The 22,542-nt window shown below is 63.4% G+C and carries 23 protein-coding genes, 1 tRNA gene and 1 pseudogene; 8 read left to right on the top strand and 17 right to left on the bottom strand.

Annotation, left to right across the window (positions count from 1 at the left end; genetic code table 11):
* Positions 1-75 precede the first annotated feature (75 nt).
* On the bottom strand, positions 76-492 hold the full coding sequence (locus tag ACK59L_RS16995; protein ID WP_409274897.1) for a hypothetical protein: 417 nt from the start codon (positions 490-492) through the stop codon (positions 76-78).
* Between the two features lie 15 nt (positions 493-507).
* Positions 508-735, bottom strand: coding sequence for a hypothetical protein (locus tag ACK59L_RS16990; protein WP_409274895.1), 228 nt, complete (start codon positions 733-735; stop codon positions 508-510).
* Positions 736-760: 25 nt separating this feature from the next.
* Here ACK59L_RS16990 and ACK59L_RS16985 point away from each other — a divergent pair, with 25 nt between their 5' ends.
* Positions 761-1,228, top strand: a complete 468-nt coding sequence (locus tag ACK59L_RS16985) for a hypothetical protein (RefSeq protein ID WP_409274893.1) — start codon at positions 761-763, stop codon at positions 1,226-1,228.
* Position 1,229: 1 nt separating this feature from the next.
* Here the strand turns inward: ACK59L_RS16985 and ACK59L_RS16980 are convergent, their stop codons facing one another.
* From ACK59L_RS16980 to ACK59L_RS16970, 3 genes are read right to left on the bottom strand one after another with little or no spacing between them, the layout of a single operon-like run.
* The gene (locus tag ACK59L_RS16980; protein ID WP_409274891.1) at positions 1,230-3,647 is read right to left on the bottom strand and encodes a DUF3772 domain-containing protein; all 2,418 of its coding nucleotides are present in this window, start codon (positions 3,645-3,647) and stop codon (positions 1,230-1,232) included.
* 56 nt (positions 3,648-3,703) lie between these two features.
* Positions 3,704-4,759 carry a bifunctional DNA-binding transcriptional regulator/O6-methylguanine-DNA methyltransferase Ada gene (ada, locus tag ACK59L_RS16975; protein WP_409274888.1) on the bottom strand — a complete coding sequence of 352 codons (1,056 nt, stop codon included), beginning with the start codon at positions 4,757-4,759 and terminating at the stop codon, positions 3,704-3,706.
* A gap of 36 nt (positions 4,760-4,795) precedes the next feature.
* On the bottom strand, positions 4,796-5,419 hold the full coding sequence (locus tag ACK59L_RS16970; RefSeq protein ID WP_409274886.1) for a DNA-3-methyladenine glycosylase family protein: 624 nt from the start codon (positions 5,417-5,419) through the stop codon (positions 4,796-4,798).
* Between the two features lie 171 nt (positions 5,420-5,590).
* Between ACK59L_RS16970 and ACK59L_RS16965 the strand changes: the two genes are divergently transcribed.
* Positions 5,591-6,106 carry a sigma-70 family RNA polymerase sigma factor gene (locus ACK59L_RS16965; RefSeq protein ID WP_027915459.1) on the top strand — a complete coding sequence of 172 codons (516 nt, stop codon included), beginning with the start codon at positions 5,591-5,593 and terminating at the stop codon, positions 6,104-6,106.
* Positions 6,093-7,046 carry a FecR domain-containing protein gene (locus ACK59L_RS16960; protein ID WP_409274884.1) on the top strand — a complete coding sequence of 318 codons (954 nt, stop codon included), beginning with the start codon at positions 6,093-6,095 and terminating at the stop codon, positions 7,044-7,046. Before ACK59L_RS16965 ends, ACK59L_RS16960 begins: the two co-directional genes overlap by 14 nt.
* Positions 7,047-7,114: 68 nt before the next feature.
* Here ACK59L_RS16960 and ACK59L_RS16955 read toward each other — a convergent pair whose 3' ends face one another.
* From ACK59L_RS16955 to ACK59L_RS16945, 3 genes are all read right to left on the bottom strand, one after another.
* Positions 7,115-8,275, bottom strand: coding sequence for an MFS transporter (locus ACK59L_RS16955; protein WP_409274882.1), 1,161 nt, complete (start codon positions 8,273-8,275; stop codon positions 7,115-7,117).
* 76 nt (positions 8,276-8,351) lie between these two features.
* Entirely contained in the window at positions 8,352-8,489 is a 138-nt protein-coding gene (locus ACK59L_RS16950; protein ID WP_167338938.1) for a hypothetical protein, read from the bottom strand.
* A 119-nt stretch (positions 8,490-8,608) separates the two neighbouring features.
* Entirely contained in the window at positions 8,609-9,823 is a 1,215-nt protein-coding gene (locus tag ACK59L_RS16945; RefSeq protein WP_409274880.1) for an MFS transporter, read from the bottom strand.
* A gap of 317 nt (positions 9,824-10,140) precedes the next feature.
* On the opposite strand from ACK59L_RS16945, the gene ACK59L_RS16940 reads away from it, so the two are divergent.
* A tRNA-Met gene (locus tag ACK59L_RS16940) sits at positions 10,141-10,217 on the top strand.
* Positions 10,218-10,299: 82 nt separating this feature from the next.
* On the opposite strand, the gene ACK59L_RS16935 is transcribed toward ACK59L_RS16940, so the two are convergent.
* Complete coding sequence (locus ACK59L_RS16935; RefSeq protein WP_409274878.1) at positions 10,300-10,911, bottom strand: LysE family translocator; 612 nt, start codon at positions 10,909-10,911, stop codon at positions 10,300-10,302.
* A gap of 176 nt (positions 10,912-11,087) precedes the next feature.
* Here ACK59L_RS16935 and ACK59L_RS16930 point away from each other — a divergent pair, with 176 nt between their 5' ends.
* The gene (locus tag ACK59L_RS16930; protein ID WP_409274876.1) at positions 11,088-12,005 is read left to right on the top strand and encodes a LysR substrate-binding domain-containing protein; all 918 of its coding nucleotides are present in this window, start codon (positions 11,088-11,090) and stop codon (positions 12,003-12,005) included.
* Here the strand turns inward: ACK59L_RS16930 and ACK59L_RS16925 are convergent.
* The 3 genes from ACK59L_RS16925 to ACK59L_RS16915 are packed head-to-tail and all read right to left on the bottom strand — an operon-like array spanning position 11,945 to position 13,814.
* Positions 11,945-12,538, bottom strand: coding sequence for a D-Ala-D-Ala carboxypeptidase family metallohydrolase (locus tag ACK59L_RS16925; protein WP_409274874.1), 594 nt, complete (start codon positions 12,536-12,538; stop codon positions 11,945-11,947). The genes ACK59L_RS16930 and ACK59L_RS16925 overlap by 61 nt on opposite strands.
* Positions 12,539-12,579: 41 nt before the next feature.
* Positions 12,580-13,032, bottom strand: coding sequence for a ribosomal protein S18-alanine N-acetyltransferase (gene rimI, locus ACK59L_RS16920; protein WP_023533216.1), 453 nt, complete (start codon positions 13,030-13,032; stop codon positions 12,580-12,582).
* Entirely contained in the window at positions 13,029-13,814 is a 786-nt protein-coding gene (locus tag ACK59L_RS16915; protein WP_409274872.1) for an energy transducer TonB, read from the bottom strand. Before ACK59L_RS16915 ends, rimI begins: the two co-directional genes overlap by 4 nt.
* A gap of 222 nt (positions 13,815-14,036) precedes the next feature.
* Here ACK59L_RS16915 and mksB point away from each other — a divergent pair, with 222 nt between their 5' ends.
* The 3 genes from mksB to mksF are packed head-to-tail and all read left to right on the top strand — an operon-like array spanning position 14,037 to position 18,851.
* Entirely contained in the window at positions 14,037-15,326 is a 1,290-nt protein-coding gene (gene mksB, locus ACK59L_RS16910) for an Mks condensin complex protein MksB (protein WP_058638609.1), read from the top strand.
* Entirely contained in the window at positions 15,316-16,023 is a 708-nt protein-coding gene (gene mksE, locus ACK59L_RS16905) for an Mks condensin complex protein MksE (RefSeq protein WP_409274869.1), read from the top strand. Before mksB ends, mksE begins: the two co-directional genes overlap by 11 nt.
* Positions 16,020-18,851: an Mks condensin complex protein MksF gene (gene mksF, locus ACK59L_RS16900; protein ID WP_409274867.1), complete on the top strand. Its 2,832-nt coding sequence runs from the start codon at positions 16,020-16,022 to the stop codon at positions 18,849-18,851. The genes mksE and mksF overlap by 4 nt, the downstream gene beginning before the upstream one ends.
* Positions 18,852-18,985: 134 nt before the next feature.
* Here the strand turns inward: mksF and ACK59L_RS16895 are convergent, their stop codons facing one another.
* From ACK59L_RS16895 to rplU, 5 genes and pseudogenes are all read right to left on the bottom strand, one after another.
* Complete coding sequence (locus ACK59L_RS16895; protein WP_371259680.1) at positions 18,986-19,441, bottom strand: CreA family protein; 456 nt, start codon at positions 19,439-19,441, stop codon at positions 18,986-18,988.
* Positions 19,442-19,443: 2 nt separating this feature from the next.
* Positions 19,444-20,562 (bottom strand): glutamate 5-kinase, encoded by a 1,119-nt coding sequence (gene proB / locus ACK59L_RS16890; RefSeq protein ID WP_058603097.1) that lies wholly within the window; start codon positions 20,560-20,562, stop codon positions 19,444-19,446.
* Between the two features lie 85 nt (positions 20,563-20,647).
* Positions 20,648-21,874, bottom strand: a complete 1,227-nt coding sequence (gene cgtA / locus ACK59L_RS16885; protein WP_023533221.1) for an Obg family GTPase CgtA — start codon at positions 21,872-21,874, stop codon at positions 20,648-20,650.
* 189 nt (positions 21,875-22,063) lie between these two features.
* Positions 22,064-22,321, bottom strand: a complete 258-nt coding sequence (gene rpmA, locus ACK59L_RS16880; RefSeq protein ID WP_023533198.1) for a 50S ribosomal protein L27 — start codon at positions 22,319-22,321, stop codon at positions 22,064-22,066.
* A 38-nt stretch (positions 22,322-22,359) separates the two neighbouring features.
* A pseudogene (gene rplU, locus ACK59L_RS16875) lies at positions 22,360-22,542 on the bottom strand (50S ribosomal protein L21); the annotation flags it as partial.

Genomic DNA, 22,542 nt, shown 5'->3' with positions numbered 1-22,542 from the left:
ATGATCTGCCGAACGCTCCTGTTTTTATTCAAGCCCGCAAAAAGCGGGAGCACGGCGCCAGTGCGTGCAGCTTACTCACCTCCCCCGACACCGCTGCTCGCCTGCCAGCATCACCAGCAAGACGATCACCATCACTGCGGCACCCAGGTTGTAGAGCATGCCGGCCACAAACCCATGCACATACTGACCGGGCTGAACGAATGAGTCCTCCGCCCCTGGCAGCGCCGCCGCGAAGAAAATCCCAACTACGGCCACCCCCAGCGCCGCACCGACCTGCTGCACGGTCGCGATCACGCCCGAGGCCATGCCCGCCTTCGCTTCGTCGACCAGGGCCAGTACCAGGTTGAGCAAAGGGGTCATCACCAACCCCTGCCCCGCACCTACCACGATCAGTACCGGGATCAGCCAAACTGGCACCAACTGTGCGCCTGCCGCCTGGACCTGGGCAATCAGCAACCCGATCGACAGCGCATACAGCAAGGCCCCTACCACGATCGCTCGTGTTCCTCAGCCCGCAACCAGCCGCGGGGCAGCAAGGGATGCCAGCACGAAACCCACACTGCAGGGGGCGAAGATACTGCCCGCCATGAAGGGATCCAGACCCAGCCCGCTCTGCATCAGCAGGGCGAAGCACAGAAAGAAGGAACTGGATGTGGAATAGACCACCAGTACCAGCAGCGTACCCAGTGCAAAGCTGCTGGCACATGCCCGCCCCCCCCCCGCAGAACCAGGCAAGACCTGGTGTGTCTTGCCGCCGCTGGTGAGGCGTTTGATGCACTACCTGCCGCACGCGGCCTTCGTCCTCAACCTGCGCTGGGATGTACTGGGGTTCAATGAGCTAGCCGACGCACTCTTCGGCTTCGCCGCGCACCCGCCTGAGCGCCGCAACCTGCTCTGGCTGCTGTTTACCGACCCGACGATGCATGGGCGCTTGCACGACTGGGACAGCCAGGCCCCAATGATGCTGGCAAGCTTTCGCCGCGACTTCGCCCGGGCCACGCAGGAAGCCGATATCCACGCATTGGTGGACGAACTGGAGCATGTCTCGCCGGCCTTCAAGGCCGGCTGGCGCACCCACGACGTGCACGCATCCTGCAGCGGCGTGCGCCAACTGGTCATCGATGGGCAGGCCCAGCCGTTCGAGCATACCTCGCTGACCGTCGATGAAGATCGGCACCTTCGGCTGGTGGTGTACGCACGTCAGGATGGGCTGCCAGGCAGCCCATGATTCACGCGTCGTTTTCAGCTTCGCCCGAGCGCTGCCCATCCTGCAACAGCACCATGCTCTGCGGCGCAGAGAGGGCGATACCTTCGTCGCGCAGGCGCCCCAGTATGGTGAACAGCAGGTCACTGCGGGCACCGCCCACCAACCGCGGCCCTGCCACATAACCACTGACGCCAATCACCATGCCGGCATTGGTCAGGTCCTTGAACGACACCGACGGCGCCGGTGCATCGAGGATAGCCTCGTGCTCCTGGAAGGCGGTCAGCAGCAGCTCACGGACCCGGTTGGCGTCGGTGTCCAGGGGCAAGGTCAGGGTAATACCGACCACGCCAAGCGCATTGCCCATGGTCACGTTGCGCACGTTCTGGGAGATGAACTGCGAGTTAGGGACGATCACGGTGGAGCGATCCGACATCTGTATCTCGGTGGCGCGCACGTTGATGCGACGGATATCCCCCTCGACACCCGCCAGGCTCACCCAGTCACCCACCTTGACCGGGCGTTCGGTGAGCAGGATCAGGCCGGAGATGAAGTTCTGCACGATCTGCTGCAGGCCGAAGCCGATACCGACCGACAAGGCACTCACCACCCAGGTCAGGCTGGTGAGGTTGATGTGCAGGGTCGACATCACCAGCATGGCCAGGAACAGGAAGCCCAGGTAACCCACCAGGGTGACCAGCGAAGCGCGCATGCCGGCGTCCATGTCGGTTTCCGGCAGCAGGCGCTCACTCAACCAGCGCTTGACCACACGAATGGCCAGCATCCCGCCTACCAGTATGCCAAGCGCCAGCACGATGTCCTGGGGCACGATGTTCAGGTTGCCAAGTAGCTTGCCGCCCGTGCCATCCCAGTCACCCAGGCTCAGCAACAGTTCGCTGGGGCTGGTGCCCGACGGCATCAAGGTCAGCAGCAGGGCCAGGATCACCACGACGGTGCGACCAATGCCGGCGAGCACCGTGCTCGCCTGCGCCTGGTGCCGTGGTGCCAGGCCCAGCGTCGAGGCCAGCGCTAGGCCACCCGGTTGGCGAGGCGAGAGCAGCATTTCGCACAGATCACTCAGGAACGTTGTGAGCAAGTAGGCGCACGTGACGACCAGGCTTACCCATAGCAGCTTGGCTGTGAGGAAATAGGCCAGGGTGAGGTACCCGGTGATCAGCGATAGCAGGATCGCGGCTAGCCACACCACCATCACGAACGGGATCAAGCCGGCCAGGCCCGTCGCCCGGTCAATGCCATGCCGACGCCGAGCACGGCGGTAGGTCATCAGGGCGCCGGCGAAAATCAACGCCACCACCAGTGCAGTAAGGCCATTGACCGCCACGGTCAGGGCCAGGCTGACGCCGATCACACTGTTGACCCGCTCCAGGGTCATCATCACCATCAAGGCCAGTGCCAGCACCTTGGGGAACCAGCCCAGGGCCTCGGCCACTTCGTCGGCAATCGCCGGCAAACGCCAGGAGGGACGCTGCAACATCAACAGTGCCCGGCCAAGGCCGGTAATGAAGGCGCTGAACACCACCAGGGCAAGAATATGGTCGGTCAGGCTGGCCAGGTCCGAACCCAGTTGCGCACTGCTTTCAACGCCCCAGCGCAGCAGCGATACCGAGCCGGCAATGGTGCCCAGAGTTGCCAGGCTTACGCCCACGGCCAAGGCACTGCGACGCAAGCGTCCCTCCGGTAACCAGCGCACCATGGACCTTGCCAGCAGCCGCTCCAGCAAACCCCGCACTAAGGTCCATACCAGGATCGAGGCGATCAGGCTGGTGAAGAACAGCCAGCGGTGTTCAGCGCTCAGGGCACTGTCGAGCGCGTCGGTGATCTCGCCGCGCAGGTCATGCAGCCGTGCCACATCGTCCTGGGTGGGGCGGATCATGCTCTGCCAGAACGCAGGGCTCAACGGTGACGCTGCCCGGCTGGATATCTGCGAGTTGAACAGGCTGCGGCGCAGGTTGACGATCTGCGTGGACAGGTCGCGCGCCGACTGGGTCAGCTTGGTGGCCTGATCCTGCTGGGTCACCAGGGTTTTCTTCTCGGCCTCCAGCGCCTTGCGCTGCTGGGTCAAGGTCGCAGGCTCGTCCGGCTGAGCGGGGCCGATGACCTTCAACTGATCGTCCACCTTCTGCGCATCGGCTGCACGCTGGGTGCTCAAGGCATCGGCCTGGCGCTGAACCTGCACGGCCGCCATGCGCAGTTGCGCCAGCAGGTCGTCGTTGGCATCACTGGTGACGCCCTGGCGAATCTGGTCCAGTCGGTCGCTAAGCTGGTCGACGCTCGCGGTTTCGTCCAGTGCCGGTGCGTCAGCGGCAGCCTGCGCCGTCGTCGCAGGGGCAGGTGCCGACCAGGCTGGGTTGGACGCTGCCACAATCAGCGCCAGCAACAGCATCACGCTGTGACTAAAGCGGGAAAGGCTGACACGCCTCATCGAACATTCCTCTTTCCAATTCGATCTGGCGAGCGATTCTACGCCGCTTCGGGCCATCAGGAGAGGGCTGTTTCGCGCGCCAGCAATTGCCGTTTGCGCTCGATCCCCCAGCGGTAGCCGCTGATGTCGCCGTCCCGGCGCACCACCCGGTGGCACGGAATGGCCACGGCAATACGGTTGGCCGCGCAGGCCTTGGCCACTGCCCGCACCGCCTTGGGGGCGCCTATACGCTCGGCGATGTCGCTGTAGCTGACCCGGCAGCCAGCGGGTACTTCACGCAGCGCTTGCCACACGCGCTCCTGAAAGACGGTGCCCTGCACATCCAGCGGCAGGTCCAGGCCGAGCGCCGGCGCCTCGACGAACCCGATGACCTGCGCCACGACCTGTTCGTAGGCGGCATCGGCACCGATCAGCTCGGCGTTGCAGAACTGGTCTTCCAGGGCGTGCACCAGCGCCTCAGGCTCATCGCCGAGCAAAATCGCGCAGATGCCCTTTTCGCTCTGGGCAACCAGGATGGCACCTAGTGAGCACTGGCCCACGGCGAAGCGAATGGTCACCCCGACACCACCTGCGCGAAACTGCCGGGGTGGCATGCCCAGCCGCTGCTCAGCCCCGGCATAGAAGCGGCTGCTGGAGTTGTAGCCCGCCTCGAAAATGGCATCGGTGACCGAGCCCTGCCCATGCCCCAGGCTGGTCCTCAGGCGCTGGGCGCGGAAGGCCTCGGCGTAGGCTTTGGGTGTAAGGCCGGTTTGCGCCTTGAACAGCCGATGCAGGTGGAACGGGCTGACGGCCAGGCGCTCGCCCAACTGCTCCAGGCTGGGCGGTAGCTCGCACGCCTCGATCAGGCGACAGGCATCGCTGACCAGGCGCCGCGTACGCGCCGAAATGGCAGGCCGGCCCATGCAGCGCTTGCAGGCGCGGTAGCCCGCTGCTTCGGCCAATGCCGGGGACTCGAAGAACTCCAGGTTGCTGCGCAGGGGGAGCCTGGCCTTGCAGCCTGGATAGCAGTAGATGCCGGTGGTGCGCACGGCATAGACGAAATGGTCCGCCGCCTCGGCAACACGTGCCGCAACGGCCTGCCAGCGCTGCTCGGGAGTGGTGTAGGTTGTCAAGTTCGTCTTCCAGACTGAGTGCAGTTCGGCAAGCGCTCAGGCCCGCCACAAGTACCAGGCGGCGACGGTGCGATAAGGTCGCCAGGCGGCGCCCAGCGCGCGCATCTGTGCAGGCGTCGGTGCTTTTTCCAAGCCCTTGAGCCGCCGATAGCCCTCCCGTACGCCAAAGTCATCGACCGGCAACACATCCAGACGCTCCAGGCTGTAGATCAACAGCATCTCCACTGTCCATCGCCCTACCCCACGCAGCGTCACCAGGCGCTCGATCAATTCGTCGTCGGGCATGTCCAGGGCCTGCTCGCGGGTTGGCACCACACCGTCCAGGCGGCCTTGGGCAATGCCCAGCACCGTGGCCAGTTTGCTGGCCGAAAAGCCGCAGCTGCGCAAGGCGGCGGGGTCCGCTGTCAGCAGTTGCGTGGGCGTGGGGAAAGCCTCTTGCCCAAACAGCGCCAGCAGTCGCCCAAGGATGGCGTCGCCTGCACGGGCGTGCAGTTGTTGGTAAGCGACCGACCTCACCAGTGCCTCGTAGGGTTCGCGCCCTGGGGTAGTGCGGTGGCGGCAGGGGCCGACGGCGGCAATGTGCCGCGCCCAGTCCGCATCCAGGCCACCCAGGTATTCGGCCGCTTGCCGGTAGGCGAAAGGTTCGGCGTCGATCAACATTGAAGCGGCTCCATCGATCAGTGGAGATGCCAGCTTAACCCAGCCACTCATCGGCCGACTGCCGGATCTTGCGCAAGTAATTCCTGAGGCAGCATTGCCCGCCATGGCCTTACCCGCATAGAATTGAGAACCATTCACAATCACATCCGACAGGTACCGGCCGTGGCGACGATGCAGCTTCCCGACACGCTCAAACCGACCGAGGTCGCCCTGCTCTACCAATCCCACCATGCGTGGTTGCGCGGCTGGCTACGCAGTCGCGTCGGTTGCAGCGAACATGCGGCCGACCTGGCCCAGGACACCTTCGTGCGCCTGTTGCGCGCCCGGCAGACCTCGCCGTTGAAAGAGCCTCGCGCCTACCTCAGCAGCATCGCCCGCGGCCTGATGATCGATCAGTTTCGTCGCCGTGCGCTGGAGCGGGCCTACCAGGACAGCCTGGCGCACCTACCCGAAACCGATATCCCGAGCGAAGAACACAGGCTGGTCATTCTCGATAGCCTGGAGCGCCTCGATCGTGCCCTGCACCAGCTCAAGCCGCGTGCTCGCCAAGCCTTTCTGCATGCGCAACTGGACGGGCTGAGCATCATCCAGATCAGCTTGCTCCTGGGCGTTTCGAAAGCGACCGTGGAGCGCGACCTGGCCAAGGCGCTGAAGACTTGCTACCGGTTGCGTTATGCTGACGCCTGACCAAGCACCCGCCCAGGCCCGGGTCGACCAGGCCATCGACTGGTTGGTGAGGCTACGCTTCGGCAGCCCAGGGCCGGATGCCCAGGCGCAGTTCCAGCAATGGTTGTCGTTGCACCCTCACAATGGGTTGGCCTGGCAGCGCGTCAGCAACCTGGGCGATGAGCTCGCCGGGCTACCCAAGGACCTCAGCCGTCGTACCCTGCAAGGCAGCGAGCGCCAGGGCATCAGCCGGCGCGACCAGCTCAAGCTGGGTGCCTTGTTGGTGGTCGGCAGCGGCCTTGGCTGGATGGCGCGCGAGCCGCTGGGCCTGCCAGAGCTGCTGGCCGACAGTGCCACTGCCACCGGCGAGCGCCGACAATTGCAAGGCAGTGATGGCAGCCGCATCCAACTGAACACCGCCAGTGCCATTGACCTGCGCTTCACGGCGAGCCAACGCCGCCTGGCGCTTCTGCGCGGTGAAGTCAGCCTGGACAGCAATTCTGACGACAAACGCCCGTTCTTCATCGATACCCGAGTAGCCACCCTGCGCACCCTTGACGGACAACTGCTGGTGCGCCAGAGCGATCACGGCTTGCTGGTGGCGGTGCGCCGGGGCGAAGTCACGGTGATGACCGGTGCTACGCCAGTGCGGGTGCACTCCGGCGAGACCTTGCGCGTGCAGGCCAATGGAAGCCACCAAGCCGTCACCCCGCCCAGTGACCCTTGGGGCTGGACGCAGGGTGTGCTCAGCGTTCGGCAAATGCCGCTGGCAGATTTCGTCGCTGAGCTGAACCGATACCGTCCCGGTCTGCTGCGCTGCGCCCCAGCGGTGGCGAAACTCATGGTTTCCGGGACCTACCAGCTGGCCGACACCAATCAGATCCTGCAGCTACTGGCCCGCAGCCTGCCAGTGCGTATCGATTACCACACCCAGTACTGGGTCAACATCGACGCCGCTTAGGTCACTGACACGGCTCAGTTGGTAACCACCGGAGCGAGCCTGCAATGCCGTTCCTGCAGGCGAATCCGCTAGCTTTCAGAGGGGGTGCAGGACGGCTGCTCACGCCGATAAGACTGCCGTGCAAAGCACACGAACAGCCCGGCCATCAATGCCAGTGCCATGGGCAGCCCGTGGGGCGCCACGTCCATGGCCGCACCGCTGATCAGCGGCCCCACCAGGCTGCCGACGCCCCACAACAAACCGACGCTGGCATTGGCGGTGACCAGGTCCTGCCCTTTGAAACGCTGGCCTATCAACACCAGCGCCAGGGTATAGATGCCGCCCGCGACAGCACCCAGTACTACCAGCAATGGCCACAACAGCCACGTCATGTTCAGCAACCAGGGCAACCCGATGCCAATGGCCATGGCCACTACCCCGCACGCCAGGTGCAGGCCGGTGCGCTCGACGCGGTCGGCAAGCCAGCCCAGCGGCAGCTGGAACAGCATGTCCCCTGCGAACACCACGGTCACCATCAGCGCCGCCACACCCACGGCAAAACCGTGGCTGCTGGCGTACACCGGCAAGAGCGAGAGCACCACGGCATCGAAAAACGAGAAAAACAGCACAGCCACGCACAGCGCCGGGGCCACGCGAAAGAAGCCGGCCAGGCCGAAGCTCTTGTCGTCTTCAGCGTGCAGCACCCGGTCATTGGGCACCGTCACCACGATGCACGCCAACGCCAGGCCATAGCAGGCCGTGACCACGCCGGTAATCCATGGGCTGTGGGCACCAAGCATCGCCAGCATCGCCGGCCCAAGCACTTGGAAACCGGTAAAGCTGGTGGCGTAGAGGGCCATGATCTTCCCCCGGTTGTGCTCCTGGCACAGCTCGTTGACCCACGACTCCCCAAGAATGATCGCGATGCCCATGCCAAGGCCCAGCGCCAGGCGCAAGATGGCCAGCCACCACAACGAGGCAAATGCAGGTTCCAGCAGGCCGATGCTCAGTGTGCACAGGCCGAAACACAGCAAATAGAGTGTGCGTCGCTTGAAATACCGGCAGCAGGCATCAACCAGAAAGGCCGACAGCATCATGCCAGCCGCTGGAATGGCGGAAATCATCCCGATTTCGAGGGTGCCTGCGCCAGCCTTGTGCAGGCGCAACGACACCAGGGGCAGGGTCGCGCCCAGGCTGAACCCCACCACCGAAACGGCGAACAGTAAGCCCGCCAGCAAACGCATGTTCATGAACCACTCCCAACAAACCGATAAGACGTGCAGACAAAGGCACCCACCAGCACGGCGGACGCTGTTCGAACGCTGATCAGTTCAGGTGTGGCGAGAAGGTGAAGGCAAACAGGACGCTACGGCGGCGCTTGAGCACGGTGTCGCTCGGCCAGGCACGGCGCAGCCCATCCGGGGCAGGCTGACGGCGACAGGGCAAGGACAGGAAACGGCGCATTGCTTTGGCTACTACGCAGAAAGTGAGCAAGAGGCGGCACTCTAGGCCAGAGCAGGCGATACCGTCAATTGCCTCAGTGCCTGTGGCGTCAAGGGGGCATCCCTGCCCTTTTTTGAGCATCAGCGCTTGCCCGTGCTCGGCAGCAATACCGCCAGCACCCCGAACAGGGGCAGGAACGAGCAAAGCCCGTACACGTATTCGATACCGCGCAGGTCAGCCACATAGCCCAGCAATGCCGCGCCGATGCCGCCAAAGCCGAACATCAGGCCAAAGAAGATGCCCGCGATCATGCCTACGCTACCGGGCACCAGTTCCTGGGCATACACCACGATGGCGGAGAATGCCGAGGCCAGGATGAAGCCGATCACCACGCTCAGTACCGTTGTCCAGAACAGGTCCGCGTAAGGCAGTGCCAGGGTGAACGGTGCCACGCCCAGAATCGAGAACCAGATCACCGCCTTGCGCCCGATGCGATCACCGATGGGCCCGCCAAAGAAGGTGCCCGCCGCGACCGCGCCCAGGAATAGGAACAGGTGCAACTGCGAACTGGCCACCGAAACGCCGAACTTCTCGATCAGGTAGAAGGTGAAGTAGCTGGTGAAGCTTGCCATGTAGAAGTACTTGGAAAACACCAGCAGCCCCAGCACCACCAGCGCGGCAACCACGCGCCCGCGGGAGATGCCGTGGGTAGCCTGTACCACCTTGCGCGCCTTGGCTTGGCTCAGGTGCTCGATGTACCAGCGGCGCAGCATCAGGGTCACGGCGAGAAAGAACAGTGCAGCCACGCCAAACCAGGCGACATGGGTTTGCCCGAACGGGATGACGATGGCCGCTGCCAGCAACGGGCCCAGGGCAGAACCTGTGTTACCGCCTACCTGGAAGGTCGATTGCGCCAGGCCAAAGCGGCCTCCGGACGCCAATCGCGCAATACGCGAGGTTTCGGGATGGAATGTCGAAGACCCGATGCCCACCAGGGCCGAGGCGAGCAGAATCATCGGGAAGCTGCCGACGAACGCCAGCATCACGATACCGATAAGCGTGCACACCGTGCCCATGGGCAGCAGGTTGGGCGTAGGCCGGCGGTCGGTGAAAAAGCCCACCCAGGGTTGCAGCAGCGAGGCGGTGATCTGAAACGTCAGGGTGATCATGCCGATCTGGGCGAAGCTCAAGTCATAATTGGCCTTGAGCATCGGGTAGATGGCCGGCAGCACTGACTGGATAAGGTCATTGATCAGGTGCGCCAGGGCGCAGAAGCCGATGATGCGCATCACCAACGGCGTAGCGGTGCTCGCCTGCGCTGGGGTGGACGCCGGGGCGGCGCTGGGGATGGCCATGGCCTGGATCTCCGTCGGAAAGCTGGGCTCCGATTATCGGGATACAAATAGATACATAGCTACCTTTTTTTTCCACATCCAATCTGGCCAGCCCGCTCTTCCAAGGCTCTGTGGGTGCTCCGATAGGGCCGAGAGCGTCCGGGGCTCGAACCGGTAAATGCCGAAATTGGAGCCGATCAACCATACGATTTGGGGTTTTCAGGGGATGGATGACGCTGCGCGTACCGCGATCACTCGCTAAGTTTTTGAAAGCGTGCAAATTTTTTTTATAAAGCGTGTTGACAGGGGGGCCGTTCAAGAGAATAATGCGCGCCATCGGCTACATAGCTCAGTTGGTTAGAGCATAGCATTCATAATGCTGGGGTCCGGGGTTCAAGTCCCTGTGTAGCCACCAAACAAGACGAAGGGCTTACCGCAAGGTAAGCCCTTTTTCTTTGCCTGCCAGAAAGTCAGGCGGTCTTCGGCAGCCTGCGCAATCACCCCACGCTGCTCATCGCCACCATCAGCCCCAGCGCAATGAGTGCTACCCCGATCACCCGGTCGGCGATGATTTGCCGCTCGATCATTGCCTTGCGCAATACACCGTTGGAAAAAAAGACAGCGACCAGGCTGAACCATGCCCAGTGCGCGAGCGACATGAATGCGCCATAGGCCAGGTTGAGCCACAGCGGGCTGCCCTGCTCTACCACCTGGCTGAAGGCACTGATGACGAACAGCATGGTCTTGGGGTTCAGACAATTGGTCAGGAACCCGGTGCGCAGCGCTTGCAGCGCACCGCCCGCAGTGCCTTTGTCGTCAAGGCGCACGCGCACGGTGTTGGTCAAGGACCGATAGCCCAGGTACAGCAGGTAGCACGCGCCGACAACCTTCATGCACCAAAACAGTAGCGGGCTTTGGGTCACGATGATCGACAGCCCGAGCACGGTGTACAGCACGTGCACCTGCACCCCAAGGCCGATACCGACGGCAGCAGCCAGGCCAGCGATGCGCCCTTGCGCATAACTGCACCGGGTAACCATTGCAAAGTCGGCCCCCGGGCTGATGACCGCGAGTAGGGTGAACAAGGCGACAGCAAGGATTTCAGTCATTCAGGAACACTCGATAGGCGATTAACATGCACAGGTCAGGCATTATCGAACGCTTATCACCTGCCTAAAATCGATTTAAAGTGTGCGCAATCGGTGATTTTTCATCACCTTTCATCACTGGTATCGATTGCTTCTCTACGCGTATACCGCACCCCATGAGGGCCCCCCCGCCTGCCATGAAGCTTCCTCCCCTGGCCGCCTTGCGTTACTTCGACGTCGCAGCCTCTACCCAAAGCTTCATCCGTGCAGCCGAGTGCCTGCACGTCACCCATGGCGCCGTCAGCCGCCAGGTGCGCCTGCTCGAAGAAAGCCTGGAGGTGGCGTTGTTCGAGCGACGCAACCGGGCCGTTTTCCTGACCTCGGCAGGGCGCGTGCTGCATGCCACGACCCAAGCCATCTTCGAACAGCTCGAAAGCACGGTGCAGCGCCTCAAGGACAGCGATGACAGTCCGATATTGGTCGTCTCCTGCGAGCCCACCATCGCCATGCGCTGGCTGATCCCGCGCCTGCCGCGTCTTCACGCTGCCCACCCTGATCTTCAATTGCAGCTGGTGGCCGCAGGCGGCCCGCTGGACTTCGCCCGCACGGGCGTCGACATCGCCATCCGCCGCGACGATTTTCATTGGGGCCTGACGCTGCATCAGCAAAAGATCTGTGACGAGTGGATTGGCCCTGTGGGGCGCCCGCCATTGTCGGCGAAGCTGCAAGGGCAGCGACAGTTGCACAGTGCGACCCGCCCCGACGCCTGGGCCACCTGGCTGCGGCTTACCGGCGAGACGGCCATCGCTGGCGAACGCAGCGACTTCGAGCATTTTTACCTGTCGATTCAAGCGGCCAGCGCGGGGCTGGGGGTCGCGATGGCATCAGCCTTGATGGTGCGTGACGAACTCGATACTGGGCAGTTACAGGCACCCCTGGGCTTTGTACGCGATGGCTCGGCCTACCACCTGTTGAGCCCCTGCGCCCTGAATGACGCAGGCAAGCGCCAGCGATTTGCCGAATGGGTGAAACAGGAGTGCGAGGGCTGCCTGACTCACCTGGGCTTGCTGCAAAAGGATGACGCCGCGCTGCCGTCACCGTCCCAGGTACGGTAGCCGGCCGTGTCCAGATGAATACGACCGCTCGGGTAGCGGCCAAGGCCCATGCCCCACGCCTGACCGTGCTGTTGCCAGAAACGGCACAGCGGGTTGGGGTCGGCCCAGGGCGCCAGCAGGACATCCACGGCAAATGCTTGGGTATGCGCACTGCCGATCGCCCCGCCGGCACAGCGATTGAGGCCTGGATCACGGTAGGCGGAGACCACTTCGAAATCGGGCAAAGCCCCTTGCTCACCCAGCGTTCGGAGCAACGACAGCGTAGCGCGCACAGCCGGCCAGTGTTGCTTGGGCGGCACGGCAAACGGTGAAGCCCGGCACAATTTCCAGTCCGAGGCCGAGCGCAGCAGCTGATCAATGGGCACCACGCCGTAGACGCGCGCCTGCACGAGCATGTCCCGAAAAGGCCGTGTCGGGTGCTCACCCGCCCACTGGGCGAACATCCTCAGGTCGCGTTCATCGGCCAGGGCCCCGCTGGACGCCGAATTTACCGCCAGCAACAGCGCGGCAACCACACTCCGTTTCTTCGACATGGCACACCCCTGCACGTCATGGCAGCGGCCCTGCCGCTGGCTCAGTCCGGGAATAACGTGCAGGCCATCACCAGCGCATCCTCGCGACCACCCGCAGCTGGATAATAGTCGCGCCGGCGGCCGATTTCATTGAAGCCGAAACGCTCGTACAGGCGATAAGCCGGGTTGCTGGCCCTCACCTCCAGGAAACACTCGCGACCGTTGAGCTGGTAGGCGCGCGACATCAGGTGTTCGAGCAGCCGCAAGCCCAGGCCGCGCCCCTGGTTTTCCGGCTTGACGGTGATGTTGAGCAGGTGAGCTTCGTCGATGATCACGTTGATCACGCCGTGGCCAACCTGTTGCTGCCCATCGAACATCAGCCAGACTTCATAGGATTTCAGGGCATCCAGAAAGATGCCGCGGGTCCAGGGGTGGCTGAAGGCGGCATATTCGATTTTCAGCACGGCATCCAGATCCGCCTCGGTCATGGGGCGAAAGCTGATCGAGTCACTCATTCAACGGGTTTCCAGCGCGCCATCAGCTGGCGCATGGCTTTCCAGACGTCCGCTTTACGCTGCGGCTCGTCCATCAACAGTTCCAGGCCCGGCAAGGCCCACGCCTCGCCCAGGCCGTCGAGCTTGAGGGTTTGGTAATAAGCCTGGTCGTCGGCGCCGGCAGCAAAGCGCAGCGCCGGCATGCCTACCAGCCACAGGCAGGTGCAGGGCGCTTCTTCCAGGCGCGCCTGGACAAAACCCTGTACAAAATCGCGGGCTGCGTCCGGGCCCTGGTCCATGTTGCCGCGCATCAGCAGCGGCCAGCGCACTGGCTCACCCACGATCTGCGGGGCATCGGGTAGGCCAGCGGCGCGCAGCATGTCCTTGAGCAGCAGGTAGGACGGGTCACGGCTCTGGAAAGGCTGGCCGGTGGCCAGCTCGACCAGCAACAGGCAATCGCCAGCGCGCAGCAATTGCAAGGCAAAGCGCGGAGGCGGTACCGGCACTGGGCGAGGGGTCGCAGCCTGCTCGGGCGCCTCCGCAGGCTTGGCCGCGGCCTTGGAGGAAGTGCCAGGGCGCGGGACCTCGATCTTCGGCCGCTCGACGACCCGTGCCTGGGGGGCGACAGGTGATTTGTCGGCTATCTGGCGTGGCGGCGGCTCGAAATCGATGTCCTCGGGCGGCGCCAACGGCAGCAGCAGCTCAGGCCGTGACGGCGCGGCGAACGGCAGCTCGGCGCGCGGCAGCCAGTGCACCACTTGCATGGCGGACAGGTAGGCGCGGCGACGTTGTTCGGTAAGCAAGGCGGTCATCCGAGGGGGTTGGGACAGGTGCGCATTCTAACGCCGATGACCTGCCAGTGCCGCATCTGCTCGGCGGTTTTTTACGCATCCCCTGCCTGCCTGGGCAAGCCATAGGAGGCGCGCGGTTCGATCAGCCTGTCGCACGACAGACCAAGCGGATAAGAACCAACCCGTCGGATGCAGTACAATCGCCCCCTTTTTCTTGGCAACGAGTCCAAGCCGATGATCGAACCCAAGCGCGTCCTGCGTGCCCTAGCCGAACACTGGGCCCTGATCGAGCCGCTGTGCGAGCGTTTTGACCAGGGCACTCTCAGCCTGGTGGAGCTGCGCCAGCATGTGGCCCGCCAGCAGATCGAGAGCACCCCGCAGGACATTACCCAACTGCTCGATGTGTGGATCCGCCTGGACATCCTGGTTCCCGTTGCCAAGAGCCCGAACCGCTTCGAGCTCAATGCCCAGATCCACGACTTTCTCGCCTATCTGCGCCGTGAACATCGCCTCGGCCTGTGCCTGGAGATCGAGGCCTACCTGCGTCACCTTGAGCGCCTGGCCGGGCACATCCAGGATGCCTTCGACAACCGCGACAGCGACGACCTGGCGCGGCAACTGCGGTTGCTGGACATGCGCGTGCGGGACGTGCTGAAAAAGCTCGATAACGATGAGCAGGCCCTGGTGGCCGTCGCCGAGCGGGCCAAGACCAGCAGTCGCCAGATACCGCTGCGCCAGCGCTATGCCGAGGTGCTGGCCACCTGGGACGAATACGTCGAGCCGATGATCCAGCTGGTCAACGCCGACGGCGCCTTCGAGCAAGGTGTGCGCAAGGTCGAGACCGTGCTGCTGAAGCTACTCGGTGAACAGGCGCGCCTTGGCCACCTGGTCGACGACGACATGCTGCTGCGCACCCATGCGCGCATTCTGGAGATGCAGACCAGCGCCCAGCTGACCCTGCGTCATGCCCGTGAACTGCTGCTGCCGCTGCGCGAGGAAGCACGGCGTCATAACGCAGTTACCCGTGGCGCAGCCCTGGCACTGTCGGTGGTGCGCCGCAAGGGCCTGGACGCGCTGCCCCAGGCGGCCATGCCGTTGTTCACTCGGCCGCAGAGCACCTTCCTGGGTAGCGCCAGCCAGGTCGAAGCCTATGTCTATGCCTTGGCACGCTTCGAGCCCAAGCCAGCGCGTTTCCCCAAGGCGCACAAGAGCACGTCCGACGCCAAGCCTCGCGCACCGCGCACGGTCAAGGAAATGACCGAACGCTGTGAACAGGCACTGCCTCTGCCAGACCTGATGGTGTGGCTGCTGGAGCAGGAGCCCGAAGGCGCCACCGACGAACTGCTGTACTGGTTCTCGCGCCTGTCACGGGAAAAACGCTTCAACCGCGAGCGCCTCGAGCGGCGTGACTACGACACCCAGGAACACCGCGTCAGCCTGCGTTCGTACGCCCTGACCTCCAGCCGCGAAGACGCCGCCAGTGCGTCCCCAGAACCCCACGCGAGCCCAGCCCATGCATCTTGATCTTTCCGAACTGTCCCAGCTCGCACCGATCTTCCGCGAGCTGTTCAAAGGTTTCCACATCAGCCGCCGCGACCCGGAGCTGTACGCGCAGTTGTCCAACTTCCAGGACCAGTACCGCAGCCTGTTCAAGGCCCTGGGCTTCGAGCTGGTGTGCGACACCCGCGGTTTCTACTACTTCGTGCCGGACATGACGGCGGCGCAGGTCAACAAGACGGCGCAGCGCCTGTCGCTGTTCACCTTCATTCTGGTCGAGCACCTGGCCGATCAAGGCCGTGACCCGATCGCGGTGCTCGACGGCGGCAGCGTTGGTCGCGACGAACTGCCTTCGTTGCTCGACAAATACCGTGACCTGTTCCTGCAGGCCGAGGTGCAGACGGTCGAGGACTTGGAAGAAAAGGTCCTGCGCCGCATGACCCAGCTTGGCTTCGCCCATGAAGAAGGTGGCATCTACCGTTTCCTGCCGCCGATGCACCGGTTCCTGGACGTTTGCCTGGCCGTGCAGCAGGACCGGGACCTGGCGGCGACGTTGCACAGCGCCCTGCCCTTGCCCACCCCAGTGCTGGCCGAAGACCCCGCCGAGCCAATGCTCGAACACACCGACGATCCGCTCGATCTGACGCCGTTCGAGGCTGAGGAAGACGAAGAACAGGCCCTGGCTCGTGCCATCCGCCAAGAGCAACAGGAGATGGACGCATGAGCCAGGAACGCTACGGCATCCGCCGCTTCGCATTGCTCAACACGGCAGGCTACAGCCTGGGTTTGTTCCCGCTGGAGCACCCGCTGTCGGTGTACGGCGCCAACAACCTGGGCAAGTCGGCATCGATCAACGCCCTGCAGTTCCCGATCCTGGCCCGCATGTCGGACATGAGCTTCGGCAAGTACAGCCTGGAGCAGTCGCGCCGCTTCTACTTTGCCAGTGACACCTCGTACATCCTCTGCGAACTGAGCCTGCCCCACGGGCCGCACGTGATCGGGGTCGTCGGCCGTGGGCCGGGTGGCGGCTTCGGGCACCAGTTCTTTGCCTACCAGGGCGAGCTGGACCTGGCGCACTATCAGAAGAACGACACGTGCCTGCGCCAGAAAGAGCTGTTCACCAACCTTGAAAGCAAGGGCATCAAAGCCTACGAGCTCAAGCCGGACGAGCTGCGCCGCCTGTTGGTCGGCGGTCATACCTCGGTGCCCCTGGACCTGACCCTGATCCCGCTGCGCTCGACCAGCGAGCAGAGCCTCAAGACCTTCCGCGCGTTGTTCATCAACCTGCTGCACATGCGCGAAATCACGGCGGCCAAGCTCAAGCAGCTGTTCCTCGATGCCTTCGAGCACAGCCTGCGTTCTGGCAGTGTCGACTACATTGCCGCCTGCGAAGAAGCCTTCCGCGACGTGCGCCGCATGGAACAGGATTACAACGCCCTGGTCGCCGCCGGCCCACTGGTCGAGGCACTGGCCGGCGGCGTCGCCCAACGCGACATCCTGCGCGGCAAGCTGCACCGTATTTCGCCGGTGCTCGACAACCTGCTGGGTACCTGGCAGGACTACGCCATGGCGCGCAAGGAAGAGCTGGTCATCCAGGCCGAGCATTACCGGGGTGAACAGGACCGCTTGCAAAACGATCAGCGCGGCGGCACCCAGGAGCTGATGCGCCTTGAGCGTGAAATCACCGGCATCCAGCGCTGGCTGGGCGAGCTGTCGGTGTTGCGCCATCGTTTTGCCTTGGTCGATGACGTCAAGGTGCTGGAGCAGCAGTTGCTGGCGGCCAAGGATGCCCATGACGAGCTCGCCGGCGCCCTGGCCCAGTCCCGTCAGTTCAGTGCCGAAGACCTCGACCAGCGCGTTGGCGACCTGGAAAAACGCCTCAGGCAGGTCAAGCAGCAGCTCGATCACGCCGACAACAACAGTTATGCCCGTTTGCGCGAAGAGTTCTCGCAGCAGGATGTCGACCGCCTGATGCGCCTGCTCAACGGTGCCCTGTTCAGCCTGCCATTGGGTGAGCGTGGCATCGAGCTGGACGACAGCGACCTGTGGGTGAAATCCCTTGAAGCGGTGCTCGACCGCTTCAAGGGTGAGCGTTTCGAGGTGCCTGGTCTGTCCATCGACCTGTCCCACATCGACCCACCGGCCTTGCAGGCGCTGGCTGACCGCGCCGCGCTGCGTGATCAGAAGGAGCGCCTGGACAAGGAGCTGCGCCAGCTCAAGACCCAGCAGGCGGTGAGCGCCGACCGCTCGGCTTCCAAGGCGCAGACCGAAGCGCTGTACCAGCAGGTACTCGACGCCCAGAAAGCCCTGGAAGACTACCGCCGCAGCCAGACCCTGGCCGCCGAAGAGCCCGCCAAGCTCGAACAGCTCGCACAAATGGAGGCCGCTCAGGATGAACTCAAGCGCTCCAGCGATGCGTTTACCGAGCGGGTACAGCAGCTGTCGGCCAAGCTGCAACTGGTGGCGCGCCAGTTGGGTGACCTGGAGTCCAAGCAACGCACCCTGGACGACGCATTGCGCCGCCGTCAGTTGCTACCGGCCGACCTGCCCCTCGGCACCCCGTTCATGGAAGCCATCGACGACTCCATGGACAACCTGCTGCCACTGCTCAACGACTACCAGGACAGCTGGCAGAGCCTGCAGCGGGTGGATAACCAGATCGAAGCGTTGTACGCGCAGGTGCGCCTCAAAGGCGTGGCCAAGTTCGACAGCGAAGACGACATGGAGCGCCGCCTGCAGTTGCTGGTCAACGCCTATGCCCACCGTACCGACGAGGCATTGACCCTGGCCAAGGCGCGTCGCGCTGCCGTGACCGACATTGCCCGTACCCTGCGCAACATCCGCAGCGACTACGACAGCCTCGAGCACCAGCTTGCCCTGTTCAACCGCGAGATCAACCGACGCCAGGTGTCGAACCTGGAAAGCTTCCGTGTGGTGCTGGCACCGAACAAGGAGGCGCTCAAGCACATCGACCAGATCATCCACAGTGCTGGCCAATATGAAGAAGGCGAAACCCTGTCGGTGTTCGACCTCACCCAGAACGCTGACCAGGACAACCGGAACGAGCAGGCCAAGGAATACTTGGCGCGCCTGGTCGCCGCGAACCATAACCAGCTGGGGTTGAAGGACCTGTTCGAGCTGGCGTTCGAGATCACCAAGGTCAACGGCCAGCCGATCATCCACGCCGACATCGACGGCGCGGCGTCCAACGGCACGACCATGACCATCAAGGCGCTGACCAACATGTACCTGTTGCTGCACCTGATGGACCGCGACTTGGCCGGGCGTGTGCGCCTGCCGTACTACCTGGACGAAGCGGCGGACATCGACGAACGCAACCAGGCGGCATTGCTGGAGACCAGCCTGCAGCTGGGCTTCGTGCCGATCCTGGCGAGCGTCAAGCCGCAGGTTTCGGCACACGTGGCCATCGACCTGGAAGGCGGCAGCGGCCCCAACGGCATCTACATCGACGAATCGGACTGGAAGTTCATCAGCCCGCTGGAGGAGGTGAAGGTGGTGGTACGCGAAGATCAGGGTGAAGTGGTTATCTGACGGAGATCGTGGGGCCGCTGCGCGGCCCCGACAATGGATGTTGCGAAGCTGAGGTTCTGGGACTGACACGCCTCCCATCACCCCCACCTCAACACTCACAACGCATCCAACTCAAATCGACCCAGACCTGCCCGTCACTGAGCCCACGGCAGAATCGGAATCGCCGTCACGGCATTCTGCGGGCTGCCTTCGACGATGCGGTCGCTGTACACCAGATACACCAGCGTATTGCGCTTCTTGTCCAGGAAGCGCACCACCTGCATGGTCTTGAATACCAGCGAGGTGCGCTCCTTGAATACCTCATCGCCATCCTTGAGTTCGCCCTTGAAGCTGATCGGTCCTACCTGACGGCAGGCGATCGAGGCCTCGGCGCGGTCCTCGGCCAGCCCCAGTCCACCCTTCACACCCCCCGTCTTGGCTCGCGACAGGTAGCACGTCACACCTTCGACCTTGGGGTCGTCGAAGGCTTCCACGACGATGCGGTCGTTCGGCCCCAGGAACTTGAAGACAGTGGACACCTGGCCGATTTCCTCGGCGCCAGCCAGCATCGGCAACCCAAGGGCTGCCACGACAAACAGTTTCTTCAGCATGTTCATACCAGCACCAGATTGTCACGATGCACCAGCTCAGGCTCGGCGCTATAACCCAGGATAGACTCGATGACGTCGGAGGATTGCCCGATGATCTTCTGCGCCTCCAGGGCACTGTAGTTGGCCAGGCCCCTGGCCACTTCCAACCCATCAGGGCCCACGCACACCACCATCTCGCCACGTCGGAAGCTGCCCTGGATGGCCTTGACGCCCACTGGCAGCAAACTCTTGTTGGCCTGGCGCAGTGCCTGTACCGCACCCTCGTCCAACACCAGCGTGCCGCGGGTCTGCAAATGGCCCGCCAGCCACTGCTTGCGGGCTGCCAGCATGCCACGCTCAGGCGACAGCAAGGTGCCCAACCGTTCACCGGCCTTGAGACGATCAAGCACGCGCTCGATGCGCCCGCCAATGATGATGGTGTGGGCACCAGAACGTGCCGCCAAGCGCGCAGCGCGCAGCTTGGTCTGCATACCGCCGCGCCCCAGTGCACCACCGGTGCTGCCGGCCACGGCGTCCAGCGCCGGGTCATCGGCACGGGCCTCGAAGATCAGTTGCGCGTCGGGGTTGTTGCGCGGGTCGGCATCGAACATGCCATCACGGTCGGTCAGGATCACCAGCAGGTCGGCTTCCACGAGGTTAGCCACCAATGCCGCCAGGGTATCGTTGTCACCGAAGCGAATTTCGTCGGTCACCACGGTGTCGTTTTCATTGATCACCGGCACCACACCCAGTTCGACGAGGGTGCGCAAGGTGCTGCGCGCATTGAGGTAGCGCTTGCGGTCGGACAGGTCGTCATGGGTCAACAGGATCTGCGCGGTATGCTTGCCATGCTCGCCAAAACTTGACTCCCAGGCCTGCACCAGGCGCATCTGACCGATGGACGCTGCTGCCTGCAGCTCGTTCATCGCACTGGGGCGTGACGTCCAGCCCAGCTGGCTCATGCCGGCGGCCACGGCGCCCGAGGAGACCAGCACCAACTCCACGCCCGCTTCACGCAGCGCAACCATCTGCTCGACCCACACGGCCATGGCGCCGCGATCGAGGCCTTTGCCATCGGCGGTCAGCAGCGCACTGCCAATCTTCACGACCCAGCGCCTGGCGCCCGTCACCTTGCTTCGCATCGTCTTCCAACCTATGTCGAATCTGTAGATACCGTGGATACAAAAACGCCGCTCAAGCGAGCGGCGTTTAGTGTACTGCAACCGATCAGTCGCGCACGTAAATGATTTCCGGGCCGTCTTCGTCGTCCTCGAAGTCATCATCCCAGTCATCGTCATCGCCGATGTCGTGCACGCTCTTGACACCGGTACGGCGCAAGGTGCGAGCATCGTCCAGGGCCTGCAACTGGGCCCGCGCCTCGTCCTCGATGCGCTGGTCGAGGTCGGCCAGTTCCTCGGCATAGGCCGGGTCGTTGGCCAGGCGGTCGGCACGGTCTTCGAGGTAGCGCATCAGGTCGTGGCTGAGCTTTTCGGTACCTTGCTTGGAGATGGCCGAGATCACATACACAGGGCCCTCCCACTGCAGGCGCTCGACCACTTCCTTGACCCGCTCGTCGCGCTCGTCATCCATGACCATGTCGGCCTTGTTCAGCACCAACCAGCGCTCACGCTCAGCCAGTGACGGGCTGAAGCGGGTCAGCTCGTTGACGATCACTTCGGCGGCATCGGCCGGGCTGCTCTCGTCCAGCGGCGCCATGTCCACCAGGTGCAGCAGAACACGGGTGCGCGCCAGGTGCTTGAGGAAGCGGATACCCAGGCCAGCACCGTCGGAGGCACCTTCGATCAGCCCAGGAATGTCGGCGATGACGAAGCTTTTCCAGCGGTCGACACTGACCACGCCCAGGTTCGGCACCAGAGTAGTGAACGGGTAATCGGCCACTTTCGGCTTGGCGGCCGATACCGAGCGGATGAAGGTGCTCTTGCCCGCGTTCGGCAGGCCCAGCAGGCCCACATCGGCCAGCACTTTCATTTCCATCTTCAGGTCGCGCTGCTCACCCGGCTTGCCAGGGGTGGTCTGGCGCGGTGCACGGTTGGTACTGGATTTGAAACGGGTATTACCCAGGCCGTGCCAGCCGCCCTGGGCGACCATCAGCTTCTGCCCCGGCTTGACCAGGTCACCGATCACTTCCTGCGTGGAGGCATCGATCACAGTAGTGCCCACCGGCACACGCAGGAACAGGTCTTCGCCCTTCTTGCCCGTGCAGTCGGTGCTGCCGCCATTGGCGCCGCGCTGGGCTTCGTGGTGACGGGTGTAGCGATAGTCGACCAGGGTGTTGAGGTTCTCGTCTGCCACCATGAACACCGAGCCACCGTCACCGCCATCGCCGCCGTTGGGGCCACCGTTCTCGATGAACTTCTCGCGGCGGAAGCTCATGCAACCGTTACCGCCGTCACCGGCCTTGACCCGAATGGATACTTCGTCAACAAACTTCATTCAAAAACCGCCTCTCGCCTTCCGACGAGTTGAACACTGATAAACATGAGGCTCTTGCAAAAATGAGCGCGGCGGCCCCGTACGACCGTAGAAACCCACGCCGGCAACCCATACAAACAGCTTTGCAAGAGGCTCACCACAAACGAAAAAGCCCCGTCGCATGACGGGGCTTCTGGAGCGACGTCGCGATTAGGCTGCGACGATGCTCACGTAACGGCGGTTGAACTCGCCTTTCTTTTCGAACTTGATCACGCCTTCGATCTTGGCGAACAGGGTGTGATCTTTACCGATGCCCACGCCGTAGCCTGGGTGGAATTCGGTGCCGCGCTGGCGGACGATGATGTTGCCTGGCTTGATAACCTGGCCGCCATACATCTTCACGCCAAGGCGTTTCGATTCTGAGTCGCGACCGTTACGAGTACTACCACCAGCCTTCTTGTGAGCCATGGTTCAATTCTCCAAATAAATTCAGGGGATCTAGGGGATTAAGCCTGGATGCCGGTGATTTTGATCTCGGTGAACCACTGGCGGTGGCCCATGCGCTTCATGTGGTGCTTACGACGACGGAACTTGATGATGCGAACCTTGTCGTGGCGGCCTTGCGAAACGACTTCGGCCACTACTTTAGCGCGCAACAACTGGAGCACCGATGGTGACTTGCGATCGCG

Source organism: Pseudomonas sp. KCJK9111, assembly GCF_046231935.1.
In the GTDB taxonomy this organism is placed as follows: Bacteria; Pseudomonadota; Gammaproteobacteria; order Pseudomonadales; family Pseudomonadaceae; genus Aquipseudomonas; species Aquipseudomonas parafulva_B.
The sequence above is the reverse complement of the archived record's forward strand: the minus strand, read 5'-3'. Positions and strand labels throughout refer to the sequence as shown.